The 21074-nt window shown below is 64.4% G+C and carries 17 protein-coding genes; 10 read left to right on the top strand and 7 right to left on the bottom strand.

The genetic code is table 11. The features are described from left to right. Positions 1 to 64: 64 nt before the first annotated feature. The 5 genes from EB835_RS14520 to EB835_RS14500 all read right to left on the bottom strand — a co-directional run bounded on the left by EB835_RS14520 (position 65) and on the right by EB835_RS14500 (position 5178). Complete coding sequence (locus tag EB835_RS14520) at positions 65 to 832, bottom strand: GntR family transcriptional regulator (RefSeq protein WP_135810167.1); 768 nt, start codon at positions 830 to 832, stop codon at positions 65 to 67. 176 nt (positions 833 to 1008) lie between these two features. Then, the gene (locus EB835_RS14515) at positions 1009 to 1998 is read right to left on the bottom strand and encodes a sugar phosphate isomerase/epimerase family protein (RefSeq protein WP_135810166.1); all 990 of its coding nucleotides are present in this window, start codon (positions 1996 to 1998) and stop codon (positions 1009 to 1011) included. Then, positions 1995 to 3179 carry a Gfo/Idh/MocA family protein gene (locus tag EB835_RS14510; protein ID WP_135810165.1) on the bottom strand — a complete coding sequence of 395 codons (1185 nt, stop codon included), beginning with the start codon at positions 3177 to 3179 and terminating at the stop codon, positions 1995 to 1997. Before EB835_RS14510 ends, EB835_RS14515 begins: the two co-directional genes overlap by 4 nt. A gap of 212 nt (positions 3180 to 3391) precedes the next feature. Continuing rightward, positions 3392 to 4111 (bottom strand): DNA alkylation repair protein, encoded by a 720-nt coding sequence (locus EB835_RS14505; RefSeq protein WP_135810164.1) that lies wholly within the window; start codon positions 4109 to 4111, stop codon positions 3392 to 3394. Further along, positions 4111 to 5178, bottom strand: a complete 1068-nt coding sequence (locus EB835_RS14500; RefSeq protein ID WP_135810163.1) for a LacI family DNA-binding transcriptional regulator — start codon at positions 5176 to 5178, stop codon at positions 4111 to 4113. The genes EB835_RS14505 and EB835_RS14500 overlap by 1 nt, the downstream gene beginning before the upstream one ends. A 233-nt stretch (positions 5179 to 5411) precedes the next feature. Between EB835_RS14500 and EB835_RS14495 the strand changes: the two genes are divergently transcribed. The 10 genes from EB835_RS14495 (at position 5412) to EB835_RS14450 (ending at position 17351) form a co-directional block, all read left to right on the top strand. Beyond that, positions 5412 to 6860 carry an aldehyde dehydrogenase family protein gene (locus EB835_RS14495; protein WP_135810162.1) on the top strand — a complete coding sequence of 483 codons (1449 nt, stop codon included), beginning with the start codon at positions 5412 to 5414 and terminating at the stop codon, positions 6858 to 6860. An 82-nt stretch (positions 6861 to 6942) separates the two neighbouring features. Further along, complete coding sequence (gene iolD, locus EB835_RS14490; protein WP_135810161.1) at positions 6943 to 8877, top strand: 3D-(3,5/4)-trihydroxycyclohexane-1,2-dione acylhydrolase (decyclizing); 1935 nt, start codon at positions 6943 to 6945, stop codon at positions 8875 to 8877. Further along, positions 8865 to 9653: an HpcH/HpaI aldolase family protein gene (locus EB835_RS14485; protein ID WP_135810160.1), complete on the top strand. Its 789-nt coding sequence runs from the start codon at positions 8865 to 8867 to the stop codon at positions 9651 to 9653. The genes iolD and EB835_RS14485 overlap by 13 nt, the downstream gene beginning before the upstream one ends. 44 nt (positions 9654 to 9697) lie before the next feature. Beyond that, positions 9698 to 10948: a Gfo/Idh/MocA family protein gene (locus EB835_RS14480; RefSeq protein ID WP_135810159.1), complete on the top strand. Its 1251-nt coding sequence runs from the start codon at positions 9698 to 9700 to the stop codon at positions 10946 to 10948. Then, the gene (locus EB835_RS14475; RefSeq protein WP_135810158.1) at positions 10941 to 11912 is read left to right on the top strand and encodes an NAD(P)-dependent oxidoreductase; all 972 of its coding nucleotides are present in this window, start codon (positions 10941 to 10943) and stop codon (positions 11910 to 11912) included. The genes EB835_RS14480 and EB835_RS14475 overlap by 8 nt, the downstream gene beginning before the upstream one ends. Further along, complete coding sequence (locus tag EB835_RS14470; RefSeq protein ID WP_135810157.1) at positions 11909 to 12793, top strand: sugar phosphate isomerase/epimerase family protein; 885 nt, start codon at positions 11909 to 11911, stop codon at positions 12791 to 12793. The genes EB835_RS14475 and EB835_RS14470 overlap by 4 nt, the downstream gene beginning before the upstream one ends. Next, positions 12790 to 13866: a Gfo/Idh/MocA family protein gene (locus tag EB835_RS14465; RefSeq protein WP_135810156.1), complete on the top strand. Its 1077-nt coding sequence runs from the start codon at positions 12790 to 12792 to the stop codon at positions 13864 to 13866. The genes EB835_RS14470 and EB835_RS14465 overlap by 4 nt, the downstream gene beginning before the upstream one ends. 81 nt (positions 13867 to 13947) lie before the next feature. After that, complete coding sequence (gene iolG, locus EB835_RS14460; protein WP_135810155.1) at positions 13948 to 14961, top strand: inositol 2-dehydrogenase; 1014 nt, start codon at positions 13948 to 13950, stop codon at positions 14959 to 14961. A gap of 120 nt (positions 14962 to 15081) precedes the next feature. Beyond that, complete coding sequence (locus EB835_RS14455; protein ID WP_135810154.1) at positions 15082 to 16503, top strand: sugar porter family MFS transporter; 1422 nt, start codon at positions 15082 to 15084, stop codon at positions 16501 to 16503. Positions 16504 to 16556: 53 nt separating this feature from the next. Then, the gene (locus EB835_RS14450) at positions 16557 to 17351 is read left to right on the top strand and encodes a sugar phosphate isomerase/epimerase family protein (RefSeq protein ID WP_240688764.1); all 795 of its coding nucleotides are present in this window, start codon (positions 16557 to 16559) and stop codon (positions 17349 to 17351) included. 229 nt (positions 17352 to 17580) lie between these two features. Here EB835_RS14450 and argG read toward each other — a convergent pair whose 3' ends face one another. After that, on the bottom strand, positions 17581 to 19002 hold the full coding sequence (argG, locus tag EB835_RS14445; protein ID WP_135810152.1) for an argininosuccinate synthase: 1422 nt from the start codon (positions 19000 to 19002) through the stop codon (positions 17581 to 17583). Between the two features lie 284 nt (positions 19003 to 19286). Next, entirely contained in the window at positions 19287 to 20780 is a 1494-nt protein-coding gene (locus EB835_RS14440) for an APC family permease (RefSeq protein WP_135810151.1), read from the bottom strand. Positions 20781 to 21074: the final 294 nt, after the last annotated feature.

The following is a 21074-nucleotide window of genomic DNA, read 5'->3' as shown; positions in this document are numbered from 1 at the left end:
CGGGGCGATGAGGATGCACCCGTGGAGGCGAGAGTGCACCCGTGGAGGCGCGGCGATGTGCGGCTCAGCGTGAGACGAGAGTCGTCTCGAAGGAGTAGAGATCGGGCCGATAGCAGTGGTCGCCCCATTCGATGATGTCGCCGGAGTGGTCGAGGGCCGTGCGGTTCATCGTCAGCAGCGGTGAGCCCGGATCGATGTCGAGCAGTTCGGCCTGAGTGTCGTCGGCGGCCTTCGCCCCGATGCGCTGCTGCGCGATCGAGAAGACCACCCCGCGTGAACGCAGCATCTCGTACAGGCCGGTGCTCACGAGCTCATCGGAGGTGATGTCGGTGAAGGGTGCAGGCAGCACATTGTGGAGCACCGCCAACGGTGTCGAACCGACCAGGCGCAGGCGGCGCAGGTGCAGGCTAGGAGTGCCGACGGGAACGCCGAGTCGTTCGGCCGTCTCGGGGTCGGAGGCTACGACGCGATGAGACAGGACGACGGTCGAGGGCGGGTTGCCGGACTTCTCGAGGTCTTCGTAGAGGCTCGTGAGATCGACGGGGCGGGCGACCGGTCGCTGGATGACCTGTGTGCCGATGCCGCGTCGGCGCACGAGCAGCCCTTTGTCGACGAGGTCTTGGATGGCCTGCCGAACCGTCGGGCGAGACAGGCCGATGCGCTTGGCCATCGCGACCTCGTTCTCGAGCCGGGTTCCGGCCACGAGCGAACCGGTCGCGATCGCGGCCTCGAGCTTGCGGGCGATCTGGACGTAGAGGGGCACGGCTCCGGGAGAGCGGTCGAGTGGACCGAAGAACTCCGCGGGGAGTTCGGTCTCGGGTTCGCGTGCCATGGGCTCCTGCCTCGTCGGGGAGTCGGGGATCTGACTCGAGCTTACTCGGCCAGGTGTGGCCTGGGGACGGTGACCCGCGCGGGTCACCGTCCCCATGTCGTGGGAGTCTCTGCGTCTCGGACGTCACTCGTCGTCTGGGAATCGCCGGTCGCGCGTGAACCGTCCGACGTGCGGACTCACGTGTTCCGTGCGGCGGTGAGCAGCACCTCAGCGGCGGTTTCGAGTCCTTCGATCCTGCCGAGGGATTCGTCCTCGTGCTCGATGTGCACGGCCATGTCCGGGTCGACGCGGGCCAGGGCGGCGACGAACCGGTTCCAGAAGTCCTGGTCGTGTCCGCGACCGAGCGCCACGAAGTCCCAGGCTGATCCTTCGGGCCATTTGTTGATCGCCGCCCCGCCGCGGAGTCGGGTGATCCGATCCCCGGTGAAGCGTGTGTGGCGGTCATCGAGGACGCCGTGGATCTTCGCCGCCTCGTTGATCCGCACATCCTTGGCCGCAGCGTGGACGACGAGTTCGCCGAGGTGGTCGACCGCGGCGACGGGATCGATGCCCTGCCAGAACAGGTGGGACGGGTCCATCTCGGCACCGACGTTCGTCGCGCCGATCCGTTCGACGAGGCGTTCGAGGGTGGCCGGGTTGAACACGAGATTGTGCGGGTGCATCTCGATCGCGATCTGCACCCCATTGTCGGCGGCGAGCCTGTCGAGGTCGCGCCAGACGGGAACCGCGCGATCCCACTGGTCCTCGAGGATGTCGAGGTGGGAGGACTCCCAGGGATTGACGATCCAGGTGGGAGAAGGTGCCGAGGCATTCGCCCCGGGCAGGCCCGACATCGTCACCACGCGGGTCTGCCCGAGCCGGTTCGCGACCGTGATCGCCCGCTCGATGTCGGCCAGGGTCGACGGACCGATCTCGGAATCGGGGTGGAGGGGATTGCCGTTGGCATTGAGGCCCACCAACTCGACCCCCGCCTCGGCGAAGGTGCCGAGGTAGTCGTCTCGGGCATCGTCGGAGGTGAGGATGTCGTCGATCGTGGGCATGTGGATCGGTGGGAGGAAGCCGCCGACGTTGACCTCCGCCGCGTCGAGTCCCAGTCCTTTGATCACGGACAGGGCTTCGGGCAGCGGACGGTCGTGGAGGATGGCCGAGTAGACGCCGTACTTCATTCTGCGACCTCCTTCGCGGTTCCGTTGTCGTTGGCCGAGGCGATGACTGCGTCGCGGACTTCGAGGGCGTGGAGGCCCTCGGAGAACTGGGCGCAGCGGGGCAGAGATTCGGCCTCGGGGCGGCCGGCGACCTCGTCGAGGAAGGCGCGGGCCTGGAAGACGAAGCCGTCGTTCTGTCCGACGCCGACTCCGGGGGCGGCCATGGCGAGGCCGTCGGCGATGTAGGGGTGTTCGGGGCCGAGCTGGATCGTCGTCAGTCCGGTTGCGGCGTGGCCGTCGATGCTCTGGTTGAGCACGATCTGACCGGGGAAGCGGAAGTCGAAGCTGGCCGATCCGTTCGCGCAGAAGACCTCGACGCCGAGGCTGTTCGGATGCCCAGCGGCGATGCGGGAGACCTGGAGGATGCCGGATCCTGTCGGGAATTCGACACCGAAGCCGGCGTAATCATCGTTGCCGACCGGCTCGTATTCGTCGCTGACCTCGACGTGGTCGTGGCCGACGACGTGGCTCAGCGGCAGCGGACGGGAGGTGATCGCTGTGTGGAAGCGGCCGCCGGAGACCGACTGGATGGGGCCGGCGAGGAACTCGACGGTGTCGGTGAGGTGGCTGCCGACATCGGCCAGGGCGCCGCTGCCGAGCACCCCTTTGTAGCGCCAGCTCATCGGTGCGGTGGGGGAGCAGGCATAGTCGGTCCAGTACCAGGCGTTGATGTGGTGGACTTCGCCGAGGGTGCCGTCGTTGATGAAGTCACGGATGGCGGCCAGACCCGGGGCGCGGCGGAACGTGAAGCCGAGGCGGGCGATCGAGTCGGCACTCTCGGCCGCGGAGACCATCGCCTGGGCGTCGTCGACCGTGTCGGTCAGCGGCTTCTCACACAGGACATGCTTGCCGGCCGCGAGCAGGGCCTCGACGATCTCCCGGTGCAGCGAGTTCGCGACGACGACGCTGACGATGTCGATGTCGTCGGCCTCGACGATATCCTGCCAGTTCGTGTCGTGGCGGGAGAATCCGTAACGAGACGCAGCCGCGGCGGCGAGGTCGCCGGCGATGTCGCAGACGGAGACGAGCTCGAGGTCCGGCAGTCCGCCGGTGCCGACGGTGGGGGCGGCGCGCCAGGCCGAGGCGTGTGCCCGGCCGGCCATTCCGGCGCCGATGACAGCGATTCCGAGGCGCTGCGACATGGTGATTCTCCTTCGAATGCAGGGTGGTGATGGTGCGGGTTCGGGGCGCGACAGTGCGTTGGTACCGCCGAGCGATCACCACGCTACAGGCTTATTTGTCATGTCAAAAGATGTTTCGGTGATTAATTTGTCAGGACATGAAATTGTCGTGGTGGGAACGCCGAGCCTCGACTGTGCCGGCACTCCCGAGGCCGCTCATCGTGCGGCATGGATCATCTCTCGGCCAGCACTGCGTCCCGCTGGCTTTGCGACAGCGGCTTGACCGCCTCGCGAAGCGACACCCCGGACGCTCGGTGAGCTCGCAGCAGAATCCAATCGAATACCAGGTCCGGACGCTTCTTCGCGGTGTCGCGCAGCACCCAGCCGATGGCCTTGCGAATGAAGAACTCGCGTTCTTCGAGCATGGCGTCGGCGAAGCGCGAGAAACGGTCGAAGTCCCCACGCCCGGCACGCAGCGGACGCAGATGGGCCAGCAGCGCCGAACGCCGGATCCAGAAATCCGCATCGATCGCCCAGCGTTCGAGCATCGGATCGAAGCCTGAATCCTGCTCGCTCAGCGGCCCGACGAGGTCCCCGGCGAGCGGATCGACGAGCGCCCAGGTCTTCGCTTCTCGCAGGAATCCTTCGATGACATCGGCATCACCGGCGCCGAGGTGGTCCTGCATGTGGATGAGCACCATCGTCGCCGCGAGGCGGCGTTCGTAGACGGGCTTTTCCCTGGGCTGTGTCCATAGCTGACCTGCGAGGTCAATGGCATCGTCGTGGCCGAGATCAGCCTCGCGCAACGCGGCACGGACGACCGAGCGCGTGTCAGGGACGCTCACCCCGTAGTGGTCGATCTCGCTCTTGAGGTAGGATTTCTCCTTCTCGGCCCGCTCACGGGTACCGCGCTCGCGCAGCTCCCGGTCGACAACCTCGGCGAGGGGCGACATTACGATTTGTCGGCCACGATGTCGCCGCGGACTGTGGAGTCCCGGATGACGAGCTTCGGTGTGATGAGATGCTCCTTCGCCGGTTCGTCGGGGTCGGCGAGGATGTCGAACACCGCTTGTGCGGACAGTTGTCCGATCAGCTTGTTCTGTGGATCCACCGAGGTCAGCGAAATCCTCTTCAGCGCTGACAAGGGGATGTTGTCGACGCCGACAACCGCCAGTTCGTCGGGCACCGCCACTCCTGCGTCATCGGCCGCCGAGAGGATGCCGATCGCGGAGACGTCGTTGATCGAGACGATCGCGGTCGGCGGGGATGCCATAGCGAGCAGCTCCGTGGCGGCGGCATATCCGTCGCCTTCGAAGAAGCCGGCTTCCCGGACGATCGGTGTCAGGCCACGGGATTCCATCGCCTTTCGATAGGCGACCTCTCGGGTCTTCGCGACTGCCCCGCCCAGGCCTCCGACGAAGGCGATCCGTTCGTGACCGAGCTCGCGCAAGTGGTCGATGACGAGGTCCGCGCCCTGGGTGTCATCCATCCGGACCGAGCTGTAGCCGGAATCGCTGCGAGGTTCGGCGCTCGCGTAGACGGTCGGGATCCCTTCAAAGAGGCCCTCGTGTTCGATCACGGTGCCGACGACGATGAGCGCCTTGGGGCGCAGGTCCTGGAGCATGGCGATAACCCGCGAATCGATGCGCCCGTACGGCTGTTCCGGATCCTGATCGTTGGCGACCGTGGCGCTCGTAATGAGTCCGTACTCGCCCCGCGCATCGAGCTCGACCCGAACTGCATCGGCGATCTCGGCGAAGATCGGATTGTGGAGGTTGACGACGAGGATGCCGACGAACGGTGATCCTTCCGTCGCCAGGGAGCGGGCGAGGAAGTTCGGCTGATAGCCGAGGGTCTGCGCTGTCTTGAGGATGAGCTCGCGACGTTTCTCCCCGACGCGCTGCGGGTCCTTGAAGGCGAGGGAGACGAGCGACTTCGACACTCCGGCGGCCGCTGCGACATCACGAATCGTCGGCCTCGATCCCGAGGTCTTCGATTCGTCGCCGACAGCTGATCCCATGGCTTCATCTTCACACAGGATGACGGCCGGGATGGACTGCGGGTGGCGATCTCGACTCAACTTGCGAAAAGATCACGACGGCCTCTTGACTCATGATCCGAATCACACTAGATTCGCACTGATCCCATTTTGAACCGGTCCAAAAATTTGGACGAATACGATGAACTCTAGATTTGGACCGGTTCAAAATGGATCACGCAAGCAAGTGAGATCGAACGAATGTGGAGTACGCAATGACGCGCAGCGAGTTGCTCATCGGTGGGACATGGCAATCCCCTCGCGGAGGAGACGGTCGCCTGAAAGATGTGGTGTCGCCGTTCGACGGTCGCACCGTGGGACAGGTTCCGATCGCGGGCACTGCGGACGTTGAGGCTGCCCTCGACTCCGCCACTCACGGTGCACAGATCTGGCGGAGGACTCCTGCCCACGAGCGCAGTGAGATTCTGCTCCGCGCCGCTGCTCTGGCCGATGAACGCAGCGAGGAGATCGCTCGTGTGATCTCGGCTGAGAACGGCAAGACCCTGAAAGAGGCGCGCGCCGAGGCCGGTCGCTCCGGTTCGATCATCCGCCTGGCCGCGTTCGAAGGTACCCAGCTCTATGGGCAGACGCTGCCGCTGGATGCGAACCCGGGGACGGGCCTCGACAAGGTCGGTTTCACCCTGCCCCAGCCGGTCGGCGTGGTCGTGGCTATCACCCCATTCAACTACCCGGCGTTGCTGGTCAATCACAAGATCGCTCCGGCGTTGGCCGCCGGCAACTCGGTCATCCTCAAGCCAGCGAGCACCACTCCGCTGACGGCGCTGGCTTTGGCCGAATGCTTCGTCGATGCAGGATTGCCCGAAGGCGTCCTGTCCGTCCTCACCGGTTCGGGTGGACAGATCGGGGATCGGCTTGCCGCTGACCGGCGCGTTAGAAAGATCTCCTTCACCGGATCCACCTCGGTGGGTGAGCACCTGGCATCGATCGCTGGAGTGAAGAAGCTGTCCCTCGAACTGGGCTCTTCGGCACCGGTCGTCATCCTTCCCGACGCCGACATCGACCACGCCGCGAGCGCCGTCGCCGCCGGCGGCTATACGAATGCCGGCCAGGTCTGCATCTCGGTGCAGCGTGTCATCGTCCACGAAGACATCCAGGGTGACTTCCTCGATGCGCTCAGCGCCAAGGTCCGTGAGCATCAGATCGGCAATCCCGAGGACGATGCGACGACGGTCGGCACGCTCATCACTGAGACCGAAGCCCAACGGGTCGAAGCGTCCATCAGGGAAGCCGTCAGTGCCGGAGCACGCCTCGAGCTCGGTGGCGACCGCGACGGTGCGATGGTCGAGCCCGCAATCCTCAGCAGTGTCGATCCCCACGCCGCGTTTGCGCAGGAGGAGATCTTTGGGCCCGCGGTGGCTGTGTCCACCGCGCCCGACGTCAGGACCGCCATCGAGCTGGCGAATTCGACCGACTATGGCCTGGCCGCTGGAATCTTCACGAACAATGTCGACGCCGGCGTCCAGTACATGCGCGAGATCGATGCCGGAAACATCCACATCAACTGGACTCCGCTGTGGCGAGCAGACCTCATGCCCTACGGGGGTCTCAAGGCCAGCGGTATCGGCAAGGAAGGCCTGCGGGCCGCCGTGGAGGAGATGACCGAGTCGAAGACCGTCGTCATTCACGGCCGTCCCTGGACCTGATGATTCGGCCCAGAACTGGCACCGCAGCACAACCGACATTCCAGCGCAGAAGAGCGCACCCCATCCGTTCGAAGGAGAACCCATGAGCCACGAACCGACCATCCGCCTGACGGTGGCCCAGGCCGTCGTCAAGTTCCTCAGCAGTCAGTATTCGGTCCTCGATGACGACCGGCAGCGCTTCATTCCGGCTGCGGCAGGCATCTTCGGCCACGGCAATGTCGCCGGCTTCAGCCAGGCATTCTCGCAGTACGCCGATGATCTCCCCTTCATTCAGGGCCGCAATGAGCAGGCATTGGCCCACGCGGGAAGTGCCCTGGCCAAGGCGAGCAATCGGAAGCAGACGCTGGCCGTCACCGCATCCATCGGGCCCGGCGCGATGAACCTCGTCACGGCGGCCGCTCTGGCCACAGTCAACCGTCTCCCGCTGTTCCTGCTGCCCGGCGATACCTACGCGACTAAGCGCCAGGGGCCGGTCCTGCAGGAATTGGAGAATCCCCAGGACCCATCCCTGACGGTCAACGATGCTTTCCGTCCGGTCTCGGCGTTCTTCGACCGGATCACACGCCCCGAACAGCTCATCACCGCGCTGCCGAAAGCCTTCCGCGTCCTGGCGAACCCCGCCGAGACCGGAGCCGTCGTCCTCTCGCTGCCGCAGGACATCCAATCGCACGCCTTCGACTTCCCGGTCAGCCTGTTCCGCGACCGCGACTGGGCCATACGACGCACGATTCCCCAGCCGAACGACATCGCCGAGGCGGCCGACGTGCTCGGATCGGCCGCGAAGCCACTCATCATCGCCGGAGGCGGGGTCCACTACTCCGAAGCCCGCGCAGCTCTGGCCGAGTTCGCCGAGTCCACGGGGATTCCCGTGGCCGAGACGTTCGGCGGCAAGGGCGCCGCACTCAACGACGCCGATTGGGTGCTCGGCGGAATCGGCCTCGAAGGCAACCCCGCAACGAACCGCCTCGTCGCCCAGGCTGATGTCATTGTCAGCATCGGCACGCGACTGACGGACTTCGCCACCGGATCGCAGACGATGTTCAAGAATCCCGATGTGCGCTTCGTTTCGATCAACATCGCCGAGCTCGACGCGATCAAGCAGGGAGCCGTCGCAGTACTGTCCGACGCGAAGCTCGGGATCGAGGCGCTGCACCAAGGCGTCTCCGAATACACGGTGCCCGACAGTTGGACGAGCGAGATCGCATCGGAGAAGGCCGAATGGGCCCCGCAGCGCAGCCAGGCGCTCGACCCCGAGACTCCCTTCGACAAGCAGGCGCCGGAGAATGCCGAACTGGGCATCCCCGACACGGATGCCGTCATCACCCAGGGGCAGCTCATCGGTCTGCTCCAGGAACACGCACAGCCCGGTGACACCCTCATCGCCGCGGCTGGGGGACCTCCGGGCGATCTGCTCAAGGTCTGGGACGCCACCGATGATCGACGCTGCCACCTCGAATTCGGATTCTCCTGCATGGGTTACGAGATTCCGGCCGGCATCGGAGTCCGGCTGGCCGATCCGGACAGCACCGGACGAGTCTCGGTCTTCATCGGCGACGGTACGTTCCTGATGAACCCGACGGAGATCCTCACCGCCGCTCAGGAACACCTGGACATCACCTACGTGATCTCGGAAAACCATGGGTTCCAAGTCATCCGCCGCCTGCAGATGATGAAGTACGGCGAGCAGTTCGGCAACGACTTCCGGTACCGGGACGAGGAGGATACCGCTCGACTCTCGGGCGACTACCTCCACGTCGACCTCGGCGAGATCGCCTCGGGACTCGGTGCCACGACCATCCGAGCCACCAGCACCGAGGAGGTCCGCTCCGCCCTCAACGAGACCCGCGACATCCACGGACCCGTCGCCATCGTCGTGCCGACCATTCCGTTGGTCGACCTGCCCGGTTCAGGTGTCTTCTGGGACGTCGCGCCCGCCGAGGTCGCCGAACAGGATTGGGTAGCCGAGCTGCGCACCGACTACGAACAGGGACTGGAGGACCAGAAATGGCACATCTGAACACGGCGGTGACGCCCTTGGACAAAGGTGGCCTGGCGGCACGAATCCGCGCGGGGGAGACGACGATCGGTAGCTTCGCTGGTCTCGGCTCGACCATGGCCATCGAAGTCCTGGCCGCTGCAGGCCTCGATTGGGTCCTCGTCGACCTAGAACACGGTGGCGGAAGCGAGGCCTCGGTCGGTGACGCGGTCGCCGCGGCCGGCGGGTACGGTGCCGCCACCCTCGTTCGAGTCGAGACCCCTGACCGGATCAGAATCGGCCGCGCCCTAGATGCCGGTGCTGCCGGAGTCATGCTCCCGCGAGTGGACTCCGCCGACGAGGTGGCCGCGATCATTCCGCACCTGCACTACCCGCCGCTCGGCGACCGGGGAGTGGCCACCTATAACCGTTCCCTGCGGTGGGGTATGGACAAGGACGCATTGAAGACAAGCGATAGCGAGGTGATCACCATCGTGCAGATCGAAACGACCGGTGCCCTCGCCGAGGTGGACGCCATCGCGGCCCTCGACGCCGTCGACGTCCTCTTCGTCGGCCCCCTCGACCTGTCGTACGCACTCGGAGTCCCGCTCGACTTCACGGCACCGGTCTTTCGCGACGCCCTTGACACGGTCGTCGAAGCCGCCCGGAAACACGGAAAGTCAGCAGGCATCCTCAGCGCCGACGCCGCAGTCGCCTCGACCCGAGCCGAACAGGGCTTCACCTTCCTGCCGGTGGGCTCGGATTCGACGCTGCTGGCCGACACCGCCGCTGCAGTCATCTCCATCCTGCGCGACTGAGATCGCGGCACTTCCGCGCAACAATCGACTACTCAAGGAGCACCATGAGCAACAACCCCACGACCATCGGAGTCGGACTCATCAGCGTCGGCTGGATGGGCCAGCTGCACAGCCGCGCCTACACCAACGTGCCCGTCGTCTATCCCGAATTGGGCATCAGGACTCGCCTGGTCATCGCGGCCGACACCAATGACGAGCGCGCCCGATTCGCCGAGGATGTGCTCGGATACGAGACCTCGACGAGTGACTACAACGATGTTCTCAACCACCCGGATGTCGACGTCGTCTCCGTGTGCGCACCGAACTTCCTCCATGAGGAGATCGGCACTGCCGTCGCCAAGGCCGGTAAGTCACTGTGGATCGAGAAGCCTGTCGGGCGCTCCGCCGAAGAGACAGAATCCGTGGTCAACGCTGCCGATGCCGCCGAGGTCGTCACCGCCGTCGGCTTCAACTACCGCAACGCCCCGGCCATCGAGTACGCGCGGAAGATCATCGCCGAGGGCAAACTCGGACGCATCACGAACGTACGCGGCGCATTCTTCGCCGACTACTCGGCCGAGCCGAATGGTGCTCTGTCCTGGCGCTTCATCCGCGGACTCGCAGGATCCGGAGTTCTCGGAGACCTCCTCGGGCATCTGACCGATCTCGCCCACTACGTCGTCGGCCCGATCGACAAGGTCACCGGTGTGGCCAACACGGCCTACACCGAACGGCCCAAACTCGAGATGGGAAGCGGCACCCACTTCGACGTCGTCGAAGGCGGAGAGATGGCACCGGTCGAAAATGAGGACTATGCCGGCCTGCTCGTCCACTTCGGCCCCGACGCTCAGGGAGCAGGCGCCGTCGGGACCCTCGAAGCCTCGAGGGTGTGCGTCGGTCCCCGCGCGGAGTACTCTCTCGAGGTCTACGGAACCGAAGGGTCGCTGCGGTGGAACTTCGAGCGGATGAACGAACTCGAACTCGCACTCGGTCACAAAGGCCCGCACGTGGGTTTCACCCGCATCATGGCCGGCTCCGAATTCGGTGACTTCTCGAAATTCCAACCGGGGGCAGGCACCTCCATGGGCTACGACGACCTCAAGGTCATCGAAGCGAAGAAGTTCCTCCTCGCCCACGTCGGTCAGGAATCGATCCACGCAGACGTCCACGACGCGCTGGCCGCGAACCGTGTCGTCTACGCGGGTGAGCGCGCCATCGCCACAGAGTCCTGGCAGTCCGTCGACCCGGTCGAAGGCACCTCGGCGTCGACCCGGACTGCTGCCGATTCGACCAGGAAGGAAACCGTCGATGCCTGAGAAGACCATCGTCATCGGTCTCGGACCGGTACCGAAGAACCTCGTCGAGGGTGAACTCGGACGCAGCGTCGACTTCGTCGAAACACCCGGGCCCGAGGACTATGCGAAAGCGGAGGGAGCAATCGTCCGCGCCGCCGTCAAGGTCGGTCCGGCCGAACTCGACACGATGCCCAACCTCAAGGTCATCGCCCGCACCGGAGTCGGCGTCGACGACGTCGATGTCGATGCCGCCACCGAGCGGGGAATCCCCGTCGCGATCACCCCCGGAGCCAACTCGACGGCCGTCGCCGAAGGCGCTTTCGCCCACATGTTGCAACTGGTCAAATCCCTGGGTCCGCTGACCGAGATCGTTCGCTCCGGAGGATGGACCGAGCGCACCAGCGTCCCGGTCGGCGATCTCGACGGAGCGACCCTGGGAATCGTGGGATTCGGCAACATCGGTCGCCGGGTGAAGGCGATCGCCGAAGCCTTCGGAATGACCGTCCTCGCGTATGACCCCGTCGCCGAGGTACCCGAGGCCAACAGGTCTGAGACGGTCGATGAGATTCTGCGGGCATCCGACATCGTCACCCTCCATGTCCCGCTGCTTAAGAGCACCCGTCACATGATCGACGCCCACGCGATCGAGACGATGAAGGACGGAGCAATCCTCGTCAACACCAGCCGTGGCGGACTGATCGACGAAGATGCGGCACTGGCCGGACTCGAATCGGGCAAGCTCGGGGGAGTCGGCCTGGACTCATTCGAATCCGAACCGCCGCAGCCACACCCCCTCTTTCAGCATCCACGCACAGTGCTGAGCCCTCATGTGATGGGACTCAGTACAAAGGCCAGCCGAGCCACCTTCATCGCCGCCGCCCGTGCCGTGGACGCCGTACTCAAAGGCGAACACCCGGACGCAGCGGTGAACGCGGCAGAGACACAGGCGGCACGTGCAGCCGCAGGCAAAGGAGACAACCAGTGAGCACCGTCAAGATCGCCGCAGCCCCCATCTCCTGGGGAGTCTGCGAAGTCCCCGACTGGGGATTTCAGCTGAGCCCGGAACGGGTCCTCACCGAAATGCAGGAACTCGGCTTCGACGCCACTGAATTCGGTCCCGAAGGGTTCCTCCCCGATGACGCGGAAGGTCGGGCAGAAACACTCAAACGGCACTCTATGCAGGCCGTCGGTGGTTTCTACCCGGCCGTCCTCCACGACCCAGACCATGACCCGCTGCCGGAGATCGAACGCGAGCTCGAAGCCTACGTCGCCGCCGGAGCCGACACGCTGGTCCTGGCCGCAGCCACCGGCGTCGACGGATATGACGCCAAGCGACCGGAACTCGATGACTCCGGTTGGGAGACCGTCTACCGCAACATCGGTAGCATCCTCATGGCCGCCGAATCCAGGGGCGTCACCGTCAGTCTGCACTCGCACGTCGGCACAATGATCGAGACCCAGGACGATGTCGACCACATTCTCAATGGCACTGATGTCGACTTCTGCTTCGACACCGGGCACATGTTCATCGGCGGCGTCGATCCTATCGAATTCGTTCAGCAGCACACGGGACGCATCTCCCATGCGCACCTCAAAGACGTCTCGCTCGACCGCGCCCGTCGTGTCCAAGCCGGCGATCAGACCTATTACGACTCCGTCATCGACGGAATGTATCAGCCCCTCGGCCAGGGTGACATCGACATCGAGGCGATCGTCGGCACCCTCATTCGGGCCGGCTACGACGGGTGGTTCACTCTCGAGCAGGACACTGTCGTGGCCGAGGAGCCGAAGGTCGGATCCGGCCCGATCGAACAGGCACGCGTCAGCTTGAACTACCTCAGAACAATCGTGGAGGCGAACCGATGAGCACTCGGATCGGCATCGTGGGTCTCGGCAGGATCGGCCGAATGCACGCTCGAAACATCGCGCAGGAAGACGGCGTCGATGAACTCGTCCTCATCGGCCGCAACGCAGAGAAGCTCGAAGATGCGAAAGCGCAACTCCAATCGGAACTCTCACCGGATGCGGGAGAGGATCTACGAGGCGTCCACGCACCGGCAGGTTCTGGCCACAGCCCCTTCATCGCCACAGTGCTGCTCACCGAGGACTGGACGCAGGGACTCGACGGCGTCATCATCGCCAGTTCGACTCCCTCGCATCCCGAGCTCGCCAGGACTGCGCTGACTGCTGGTGTTCCCGTGCTCCTCGAGAAGCCAATCGGTCTGAACCTCGAAGAGACTGCTGCACTGTCGGCCGAATTCGAAGCTCTCAACGTTCCCATCATGGTCGCCTATCACCGCCGGTACGATGAAGGATTCCAGAACCTCCGGGCGCGGATCCACAGCGGAGAGATGGGCACGATTCGGGTCATCCATTCGGTCGGTCACGACCGCTTCCACGTCGATCCGGAATTCATCCCCACCTCGGGTGGGGTGTGGCGGGATCTGCTCATCCACGAGTTCGACACGATCCCCTGGCTTTTGAACGAGGCGCCGGTGTCGATCTTCGCCTCCGGCGGTGTGCTCGATGAGCAGGCCTACACCGAAAGCGGAGACTTGGATACTGCCACAGCTGTCATCACGTTCGAATCCGGAGTTCAGGCGCTCATCAGCGGCGCACGCAACATCGCCTCCGGCCAGGACGTCAACACCGTCGTCTACGGCAGCGATGCCGCGTACGCGGCAGGTATCGACTCGAAGTCACCGATCATCTCGACGGAACCGGGTGTGTCTCCTCCGGAGTCGACCTACGCCGATTTCGTCGAACGGTTCGAGCCGGCATTCCGCCGAGAGATCCGACACTTCCTCGCTGTCATCGACGGAGATGCCGCCTCGTTGACCCTGCCGTCCGACGGTATCGTCGCAGCGCGATTGGCATTGGCCGCCGAGGAGTCTGTGCGACGCGGCGGGCCCGTCCGGTTGGACGAGATCACCACCTGAGAGCTCAAACCTCGTCACCGCACAACACAGCACCTCAATTACATCGACTCAACGCGAATTTCGCACCAGGAGAGAAGTTCAATGACGAATGAACAAATGCGCATCGGTCTCATTGGGACCGGGCGCATCGGCAAGGTCCACGCCGTCAACATCGCGGCGCTTCCCGAAACCACACTGACATGGGTGATCGACCCCTACATCGCCGGAGCGGAAGCGATCGCCTCCGAGAACGACGCACGCGCAACCGACAACCCTGACGAAGCGTTCGCCTCGGGAGAGCTCGATGCTGTGATCATCGCATCACCGACGTCGACCCACGCAGATCTCATCAAACAGGCCATCGAGGCGGGGATCCCAGTCCTCTGCGAGAAGCCGATCGACCTCGATATCGCCCGTGTCGACGAACTGGCGCCTCTGGTCGAAAACTCGGGCGTTCCGTTCGCAGTTGGTTTCAACCGCCGGTTCGACCGCGACTTCTCGTTCGCACGGGAACGCCTCATCGCCGGTGAGGTCGGCAACCTCGAACAGCTGTCGATCATCAGTCGCGACCCCGAACCGCCAACGGTAGAGAATCTCAGAACCACCGGCGGCATGTTCCGGGACCAGACCATCCACGACTTCGACATGGCACGGTACTTCGCTCCCGACATCGTCGAGGTCTTCGCCACAGGGTCACAGCTGTTCGACGACGGTGCCAAACAGACTTCGGACTTCGACACCGCCATGGTGACGATGAGGACCGCGACTGGGGTCCAGATCTCGATCACCAACTCGCGCCATAGCTCGATCGGCTACGACCAGCGGATCGAGATCTTCGGCGGTGAGGGCATGCTCGAGGTCGGCAATGCGGGCACGAGCCTGGTCAGCTACTCGAATGCGACGGCAGTGAAGACCACGTCGCCCTATCAGCACTTCTTCCTCGAACGCTACGCGGACGCTTACCTTGAGGAGCTGCGCGAGTTCAGCCGACTCGTGAGAGGGGAGGACTCCCGCTGCTCGACCTTCGCCGACGGCCGTGCGGCGTTGCTGCTGGCCGACGCGGCCGAACTCTCGGCCAGGGAAGGACGAGTCGTCCGCGTCGACCTGGACAGGTGAATGGCTCTGCGAGCCGCACGGCGACATCAATGACAGTGCAACGAAGCACAATGTGAGGAGACCATCGTGGTTGCCAATTCAACAGAGTCACCGACACTCAGGGACTCAGCACTACCGGACATGCCGAAAACCGGGCCGTTCAGGAAGCGGATCGGACTGATCTCGATCGTCGCCTGCTTCGGCGGCCTCCTGTTCGGATACGACACCGGTGTCATCAACGGCGCGCTCCGGCCGATGTCCCAAGAGCTCGGACTCACTGCAGTCAGCGAAGGAGTCGTGACGAGTTCGCTCGTCTTCGCCGCTGCCGTAGGTGCAGTGACCTGCGGCCAGATCTGCGACATGATCGGCCGCCGCCGTACGATCCTGTATCTCGCGCTGATGTTCTTTCTCGGCACGCTGGTCGTCGTGTTCGCGCCGAACGTCACCTTGCTGGTGATCGGCCGGATCCTTCTCGGTCTCGCGGTTGGTGGAGCGTCGATCGTCGTACCGGTGTATCTGTCGGAGCTCGCTCCGCACGAGATCCGCGGCTCGATCAGCGGACGCAACGAAGTTGCGATCGTCTCGGGACAGCTGGCAGCATTCGTCGTCAACGCCATCATCGGCAACGTGTGGGGGCACATCGATGGGATCTGGCGTGTCATGTTCGCCATCTGTGCGATACCGGCAGTCTGCCTGTTCATCGGCATGCTCAGGATGCCCGAATCGCCGAGGTGGCTTGTCGAACATAATCGCCGGGATGAGGCGCTGGCGGTCCTCATGACAATTCGCACCGAGGAGCGGGCGCGAGCCGAACTCGGAGCTGTCGAAGTGGTCGCCGAGGCATCGACCGGTGATCAGCGAGTCGGCTATCGGAAGTTCGTGTTCAACAAATGGTTGGTCAGGATCGTCCTCGTCGGAATGGGCGTCGCAGTCTGTCAGCAGCTCACCGGCATCAACTCGATCATGTACTACGGTCAGGTCGTCCTCATCGAATCCGGCTTTGCCGCAAACGCGGCACTCATCGCGAACATCGCACCTGGTGTGGTCGCGGTCCTCGGCGGACTCTTCGCCTTGTACATGATGGACCGAGTCGACCGTCGCGCCACCTTCATCACAGGCCTGTCCCTCACAACGACCTTCCACCTCCTCATCGGACTGTGCTCGAAATTCATGGCAGAGGACAACCCGCTGCGCGCCTGGGTGATCCTCGCTCTCATCGTCGGTTTCGTGGCCTCCATGCAGACGTTCCTCAACGTCGCAGTGTGGGTCTGGCTCGCCGAGGTTTTCCCGCTGCCGATGCGCGGTGTAGGGATCGGCGTCTCGCAGCTGTTCGGGTGGGGGATGAACGGCGTCATCGCCTTGGTCTTCCCGTCCTTGGTTGCTGGAGTCGGAATCTCCGGCGTGTTCTTCATCTTCGCGATCGTCGGAGTGCTGGCATTGATCTTCATCGCCACGCAGGTACCAGAGACTCGCGGCATCTCATTGGAGAAGATGGAAGAGGGCGTCGAATCGGGGCTGGCTTATAAGTTCCGTGTCTGGAAGAGGCTGCGTGATGAACAATGACAGAACCTGAACTGGTTGCGACGTGTTGGACGAGCGCTGGGGATGCTGCGCCGATGAGGAAGACTGAACGAAGCCCCCTCGATCCGCTCGAGCGAGTCCGAGAGGTCGGGGCGGCTGGCTGGATGGGGCTCGGATTCGTCCTCGATGACCTGAGAGCAATTCGGGACACGATCGGCTACGACGCGCTGGCCGACGAGATCAGCGGTGCGGGGTTGCGCCATGGCGAGGTCGAACTGTGCTCCGGATGGTGGAAGGACCCCGAAGGAGCGTGGCGTGGGCATTGGGAGGAACTGCTCGAAGCGGCACAGAGACTCGACGTTGCTTTCATCAAGATCGGCACTGACAGTGCCCCCGCCGTCGAGGATGTCGAACCTTTCGTCGAACCCCTGCGCCGTCTGGCGGCTGAGGCAGAGTCCTACGGCACGAAGGTCGCACTCGAGCCCCTTCCGTTTGGGATGATCGCCTCGATTCCGCAGGGTGCCGAGCTCATTCGCCGCGTCGACCACCCTGCTGCGGGCCTGGTCGTCGACTACTGGCACGTCTTCCGTGCAGGTACCTCTTTGGAGGAGCTGCGAAGCGCTCTGACTGCGGACCAGGTCTTCGGTGTCGAACTCTGCGACGCCGATGAGACCGTCGTCGGGACATTGTTCGAAGACACCAGGGACAATCGTCGCCTCATCGGCGAAGGGGACCAAGATGTCTGCGGTTTCATCGAGACGCTCAGAGCCATCGGCTATGACGGCCCATGGGGTGTCGAGATCCTCTCCGAAGACCATCGTCGGCGGCCCCTGCACGAGGCGCTGGATGTCGCACGCCGAACGGCGCTGTCCGCATTCGATGTTGCCTGAACGAACAACGGCGACGACTCCGGTCTGAGCGACGGGACTCGCTTCGCCGAGGCTGACCTACTAACTAACTGACCGACGTCCGCAGGCATAAGCAACGGCCGGCAGGTGCGCCCCTGGATCGCAGTGATCCGCGAAACGCACCTGCCGGCCGTTCTCTGTTCTCAACCGGAGGCCGCGAGTCTCATGCAGCGCGGTGTCTCCGGAAGTCTGTCACCGCCGGACGCGGACTTCAGTCCGTGCCGGCGTCGAACGCCGAGGACAGGTTGGCGAGGTCGCTGGCCTCGTCCACCTCGGCGCCGGAGTTCGCGATCTCGTCGGCGCCGCCGGCCTCAAGTGAGCCCACGAGCTCCGAGGTCGGGCCCGAGACGATGCCCATGGCCGCGTACTGCTCGAGGCGGGCACGGGAGTCGGCGATGTCGAGGTTGCGCATGGTCATCTGACCGATGCGGTCCTCGGGGCCGAAGGCGGCGTCGCCGACGCGCTCCATCGACAGCTTCTCCGGATGGTAGGACAGGTTCGGTCCCGTGGTGTTGACGATCGTGTAGTCGTCGCCGCGGCGCAGCCGCAGGGTGACCTCGCCGGTGATCGCCGAGGCGACCCACCGCTGCATGGATTCGCGGAGCATGAGCGACTGCGGGTCGAGCCAGCGTCCCTCGTACATGCGCCGACCAAGGCGGCGACCCTCCTCGTGGTAGAGGGCGATGGTGTCCTCGTTGTGGATGGCGTTGAGGAGCCGTTCGTAGGTCACGTGGAGCAGCGCCATGCCCGGAGCCTCGTAGATGCCGCGGGACTTCGCCTCGATGATGCGGTTCTCGATCTGGTCGGACACACCGAGTCCGTGGCGGCCGCCGATCTCGTTGGCCTTGAAGACCAAGGCGACCGGGTCGTCGAATTCTTCGCCGTTGATGGCGACGGGACGGCCGGCCTCGAAGCGGACCGAGACCTCTTCGGACTTGACCTCGACGTCATCGCGCCAGGCGGCGACGCCCATGATCGGTTCGACGATGTCGAGTCCGGCATCGAGGAATTCGAGCGTCTTCGCCTCGTGGGTGGCGCCCCAGATGTTCGCATCCGTGGAGTAGGCCTTCTCGGCCGAATCACGGTAGGGGTAGCCGTGCTCGACGAGCCATTCGCTCATCTCCTGCCGACCGCCGAGCTCATCGACGAACTCTGAGTCGAGCCACGGCTTGTAGATGCGCAGCTTCGGGTTGGCCATGAGGCCATAACGGTAGAAGCGCTCGATGTCGTTGCCCTTGTAGGTCGAGCCGTCGCCCCAGATGTCGACGCCGTCTTCCTTCATGGCGCGCACCAGCATGGTGCCGGTGACGGCACGGCCCAGCGGGGTGGTGTTGAAGTAGGTCTTGCCACCGGAGCGGACGTTGAAGGCACCGCACTGCAGGGCGACGAAGCCCTCCTCGACGAGCAGACGCTTGGCGTCGACGAAGCGGGCGATCTCCGCGCCGTATTCCTTGGCGCGCTCGGTCACCGATTCGAGGTCGGGCTCGTCGTACTGGCCGATGTCGGCCGTGTACGTGCAGGGGACGGCACCCTTGTGGCGCATCCACGCCACTGCGCAGGAGGTGTCCAGTCCGCCGGAGAAGGCGATTCCAACGTGCTCACCGACTGGGAGCGAAGACAGTACTTTCGACATGGCACCAGCGTAACGTCATCTCCCGCCGCCTGTCGAATTGTTATGCATTGCAATGTATTTTTATGTGCCGGAGCTGTGGGTGGGGCCGGTTTTGAGCGCCCGCTCCTGACGACGGTGAGCGTTGCTTCCTCGCCGAGGCGGCACCGTGCCTGGAGGGGCCCGAGCCAAGAGGCGTGTGGCGTGAAACTGCGTGCCATGGGTGGTCGAAATGGTCACGTCGGCCGCGGGATTTCGTGACCATTTCGCCCACCCAGGAAGCGATTGGAGGATGAGGAGCCAGCTGCTTACCGCCCCGACTTCTGGGCCCGGTGAGTCCGGATCGCCTCGGCGACGGCGATGGCGTCATCCTCGGGCGCATCGGACTTCCGGTCCGGGCGCGCCGTGAAGAGATAGATGAACCCGACGACCAGTACGACGACGAGGCCGATGAGCACGATCCAGTCGGCGAAGAACGATCCGGAGTCACCGGGCAGGGACAGCAGGATCATCGCGAAGATCCCATAGGCCAGGGCCGCGATGTTGACGACGATGCCCCAACCGCGCAGCGACCATGGTCCCGCCGGCCTCCACCCCTTGATCCGCTGACGCAGCGCTCCGAGGACGACCATCTGGAAGGCCAGGTAGATCCCGAGGATCGCGAACGAGGTCACAGCCACGAGGATTCCGTCGTTGAACCAGATCAGCACGCAGATGAGTGCCGGTGCGGTGCAGGCGACGATGAGCGCATTGCGAGGAATCTTCGTGCCGTCGGTGACCTTTGAGAGCCACCGGTGACCGGGCATCATTCCGTCGCGGGCGAAGCTGAAGATCAGACGCGAGGCCGCGGCCTGCAGGCTGAGCACGCAGGAGATGAACGCGAGGATCGCCACCAGCAGGAAGATCTTCGCCCCGACCGCACCGAGGCTGCCCTCAAGGATCGACGGAATCGGATCCTCGACCTCACCTGCGACGATCTCGTCGAGGTTCGGTGCGGCAAGTACGTAGCCGCCGAAGGAGAACAGGGCCGAGATCGCTCCGACGAAGATCGTCATGAGCATCGCCTTCGGGATGCCGCGCGCGGGGTTCGAGACCTCCTCGGCGACGTCGCCGCAGGCTTCGAAACCGTAGAAGAGGAAGAGTCCGGCGACTGCGGCTCCCATGAACACGGGCAGGTAGCTGCCGTCGCCCGCGGTGCCCATGGTGTCGAAGAAGACGGAGAAGCTGTGCTTGCGTTCGAAGATGAGGAGGAACAGGCCGAGCCCGATGACGCCGATGAGCTCGGCGAACAGGCCGATTCGTGCGATCCGGGCCAGCCACTTCGTGCCTGAGAAATTGATCGCCAGAGCCAGAACGAGCAGGACAAACGCGAGGACCAGGGTGGTGTTTCGGTTGAGGACGAAGCCGAAGAGACTCGCGAGGAACCCAGCCCCGAATTCCGCCACCGAGGTGATGGTGACGATGAGCGCGCAGATATAGACCCACGCGGCCATCCACGCATACCGCTTGCTCCACAGGCGGCGCGCCCACGGGTAGATGCCGCCGGCGATGGGGAACTGCGAGACCACCTCGCCGAAGACCAGGGCGACGAGCAGCTGCCCGCAGGCGACGATGACGATCCACCAGATCGACGGTGGACCGCCGGTCGACAAAGCAACGGCCAACAGTGAGTAGACGCCGACGAGCGGTGAGAGATAGGTGAAGCCGAGCGCGAAGTTCGCCCACGGGCTCATCGATCGCTCGAATGAGTCGCCGTAGCCGAGGACCGCGAGGTGATCGGAATCGGAGAGGTGATCGGACATGGTGATGTTCCTTCATTCGAATCGTCGTTGATTCTGGTTCTGTCGGTCATCGTATCCCCGATTCCCCAGCCTGGAGCCGAAAGCGCTGAAGCAAGACTCACAGGCCCCATTCCACCCGCGCAGGTCCCGTCCCGCTCAGCTCTCACCAGCACGTACGGCTCGGCCGATCTCGCCCACGCGACTGAGTGCGATTTCATCCTCGCGGCGGAGGCGCCGGACGAATGCGCGTCATAGCGTGGAACCACAGGCACAGAGCACCGATGAAACGACGGGCGCCGCGCAGCAACGAGGAGG

Source organism: Brevibacterium sp. S22, from assembly GCF_004745485.1.
Taxonomy (GTDB): Bacteria; Actinomycetota; Actinomycetes; order Actinomycetales; family Brevibacteriaceae; genus Brevibacterium.
Note: the sequence above shows the minus strand (reverse complement) of the source record. Positions and strands in the feature narration are given on the sequence as shown.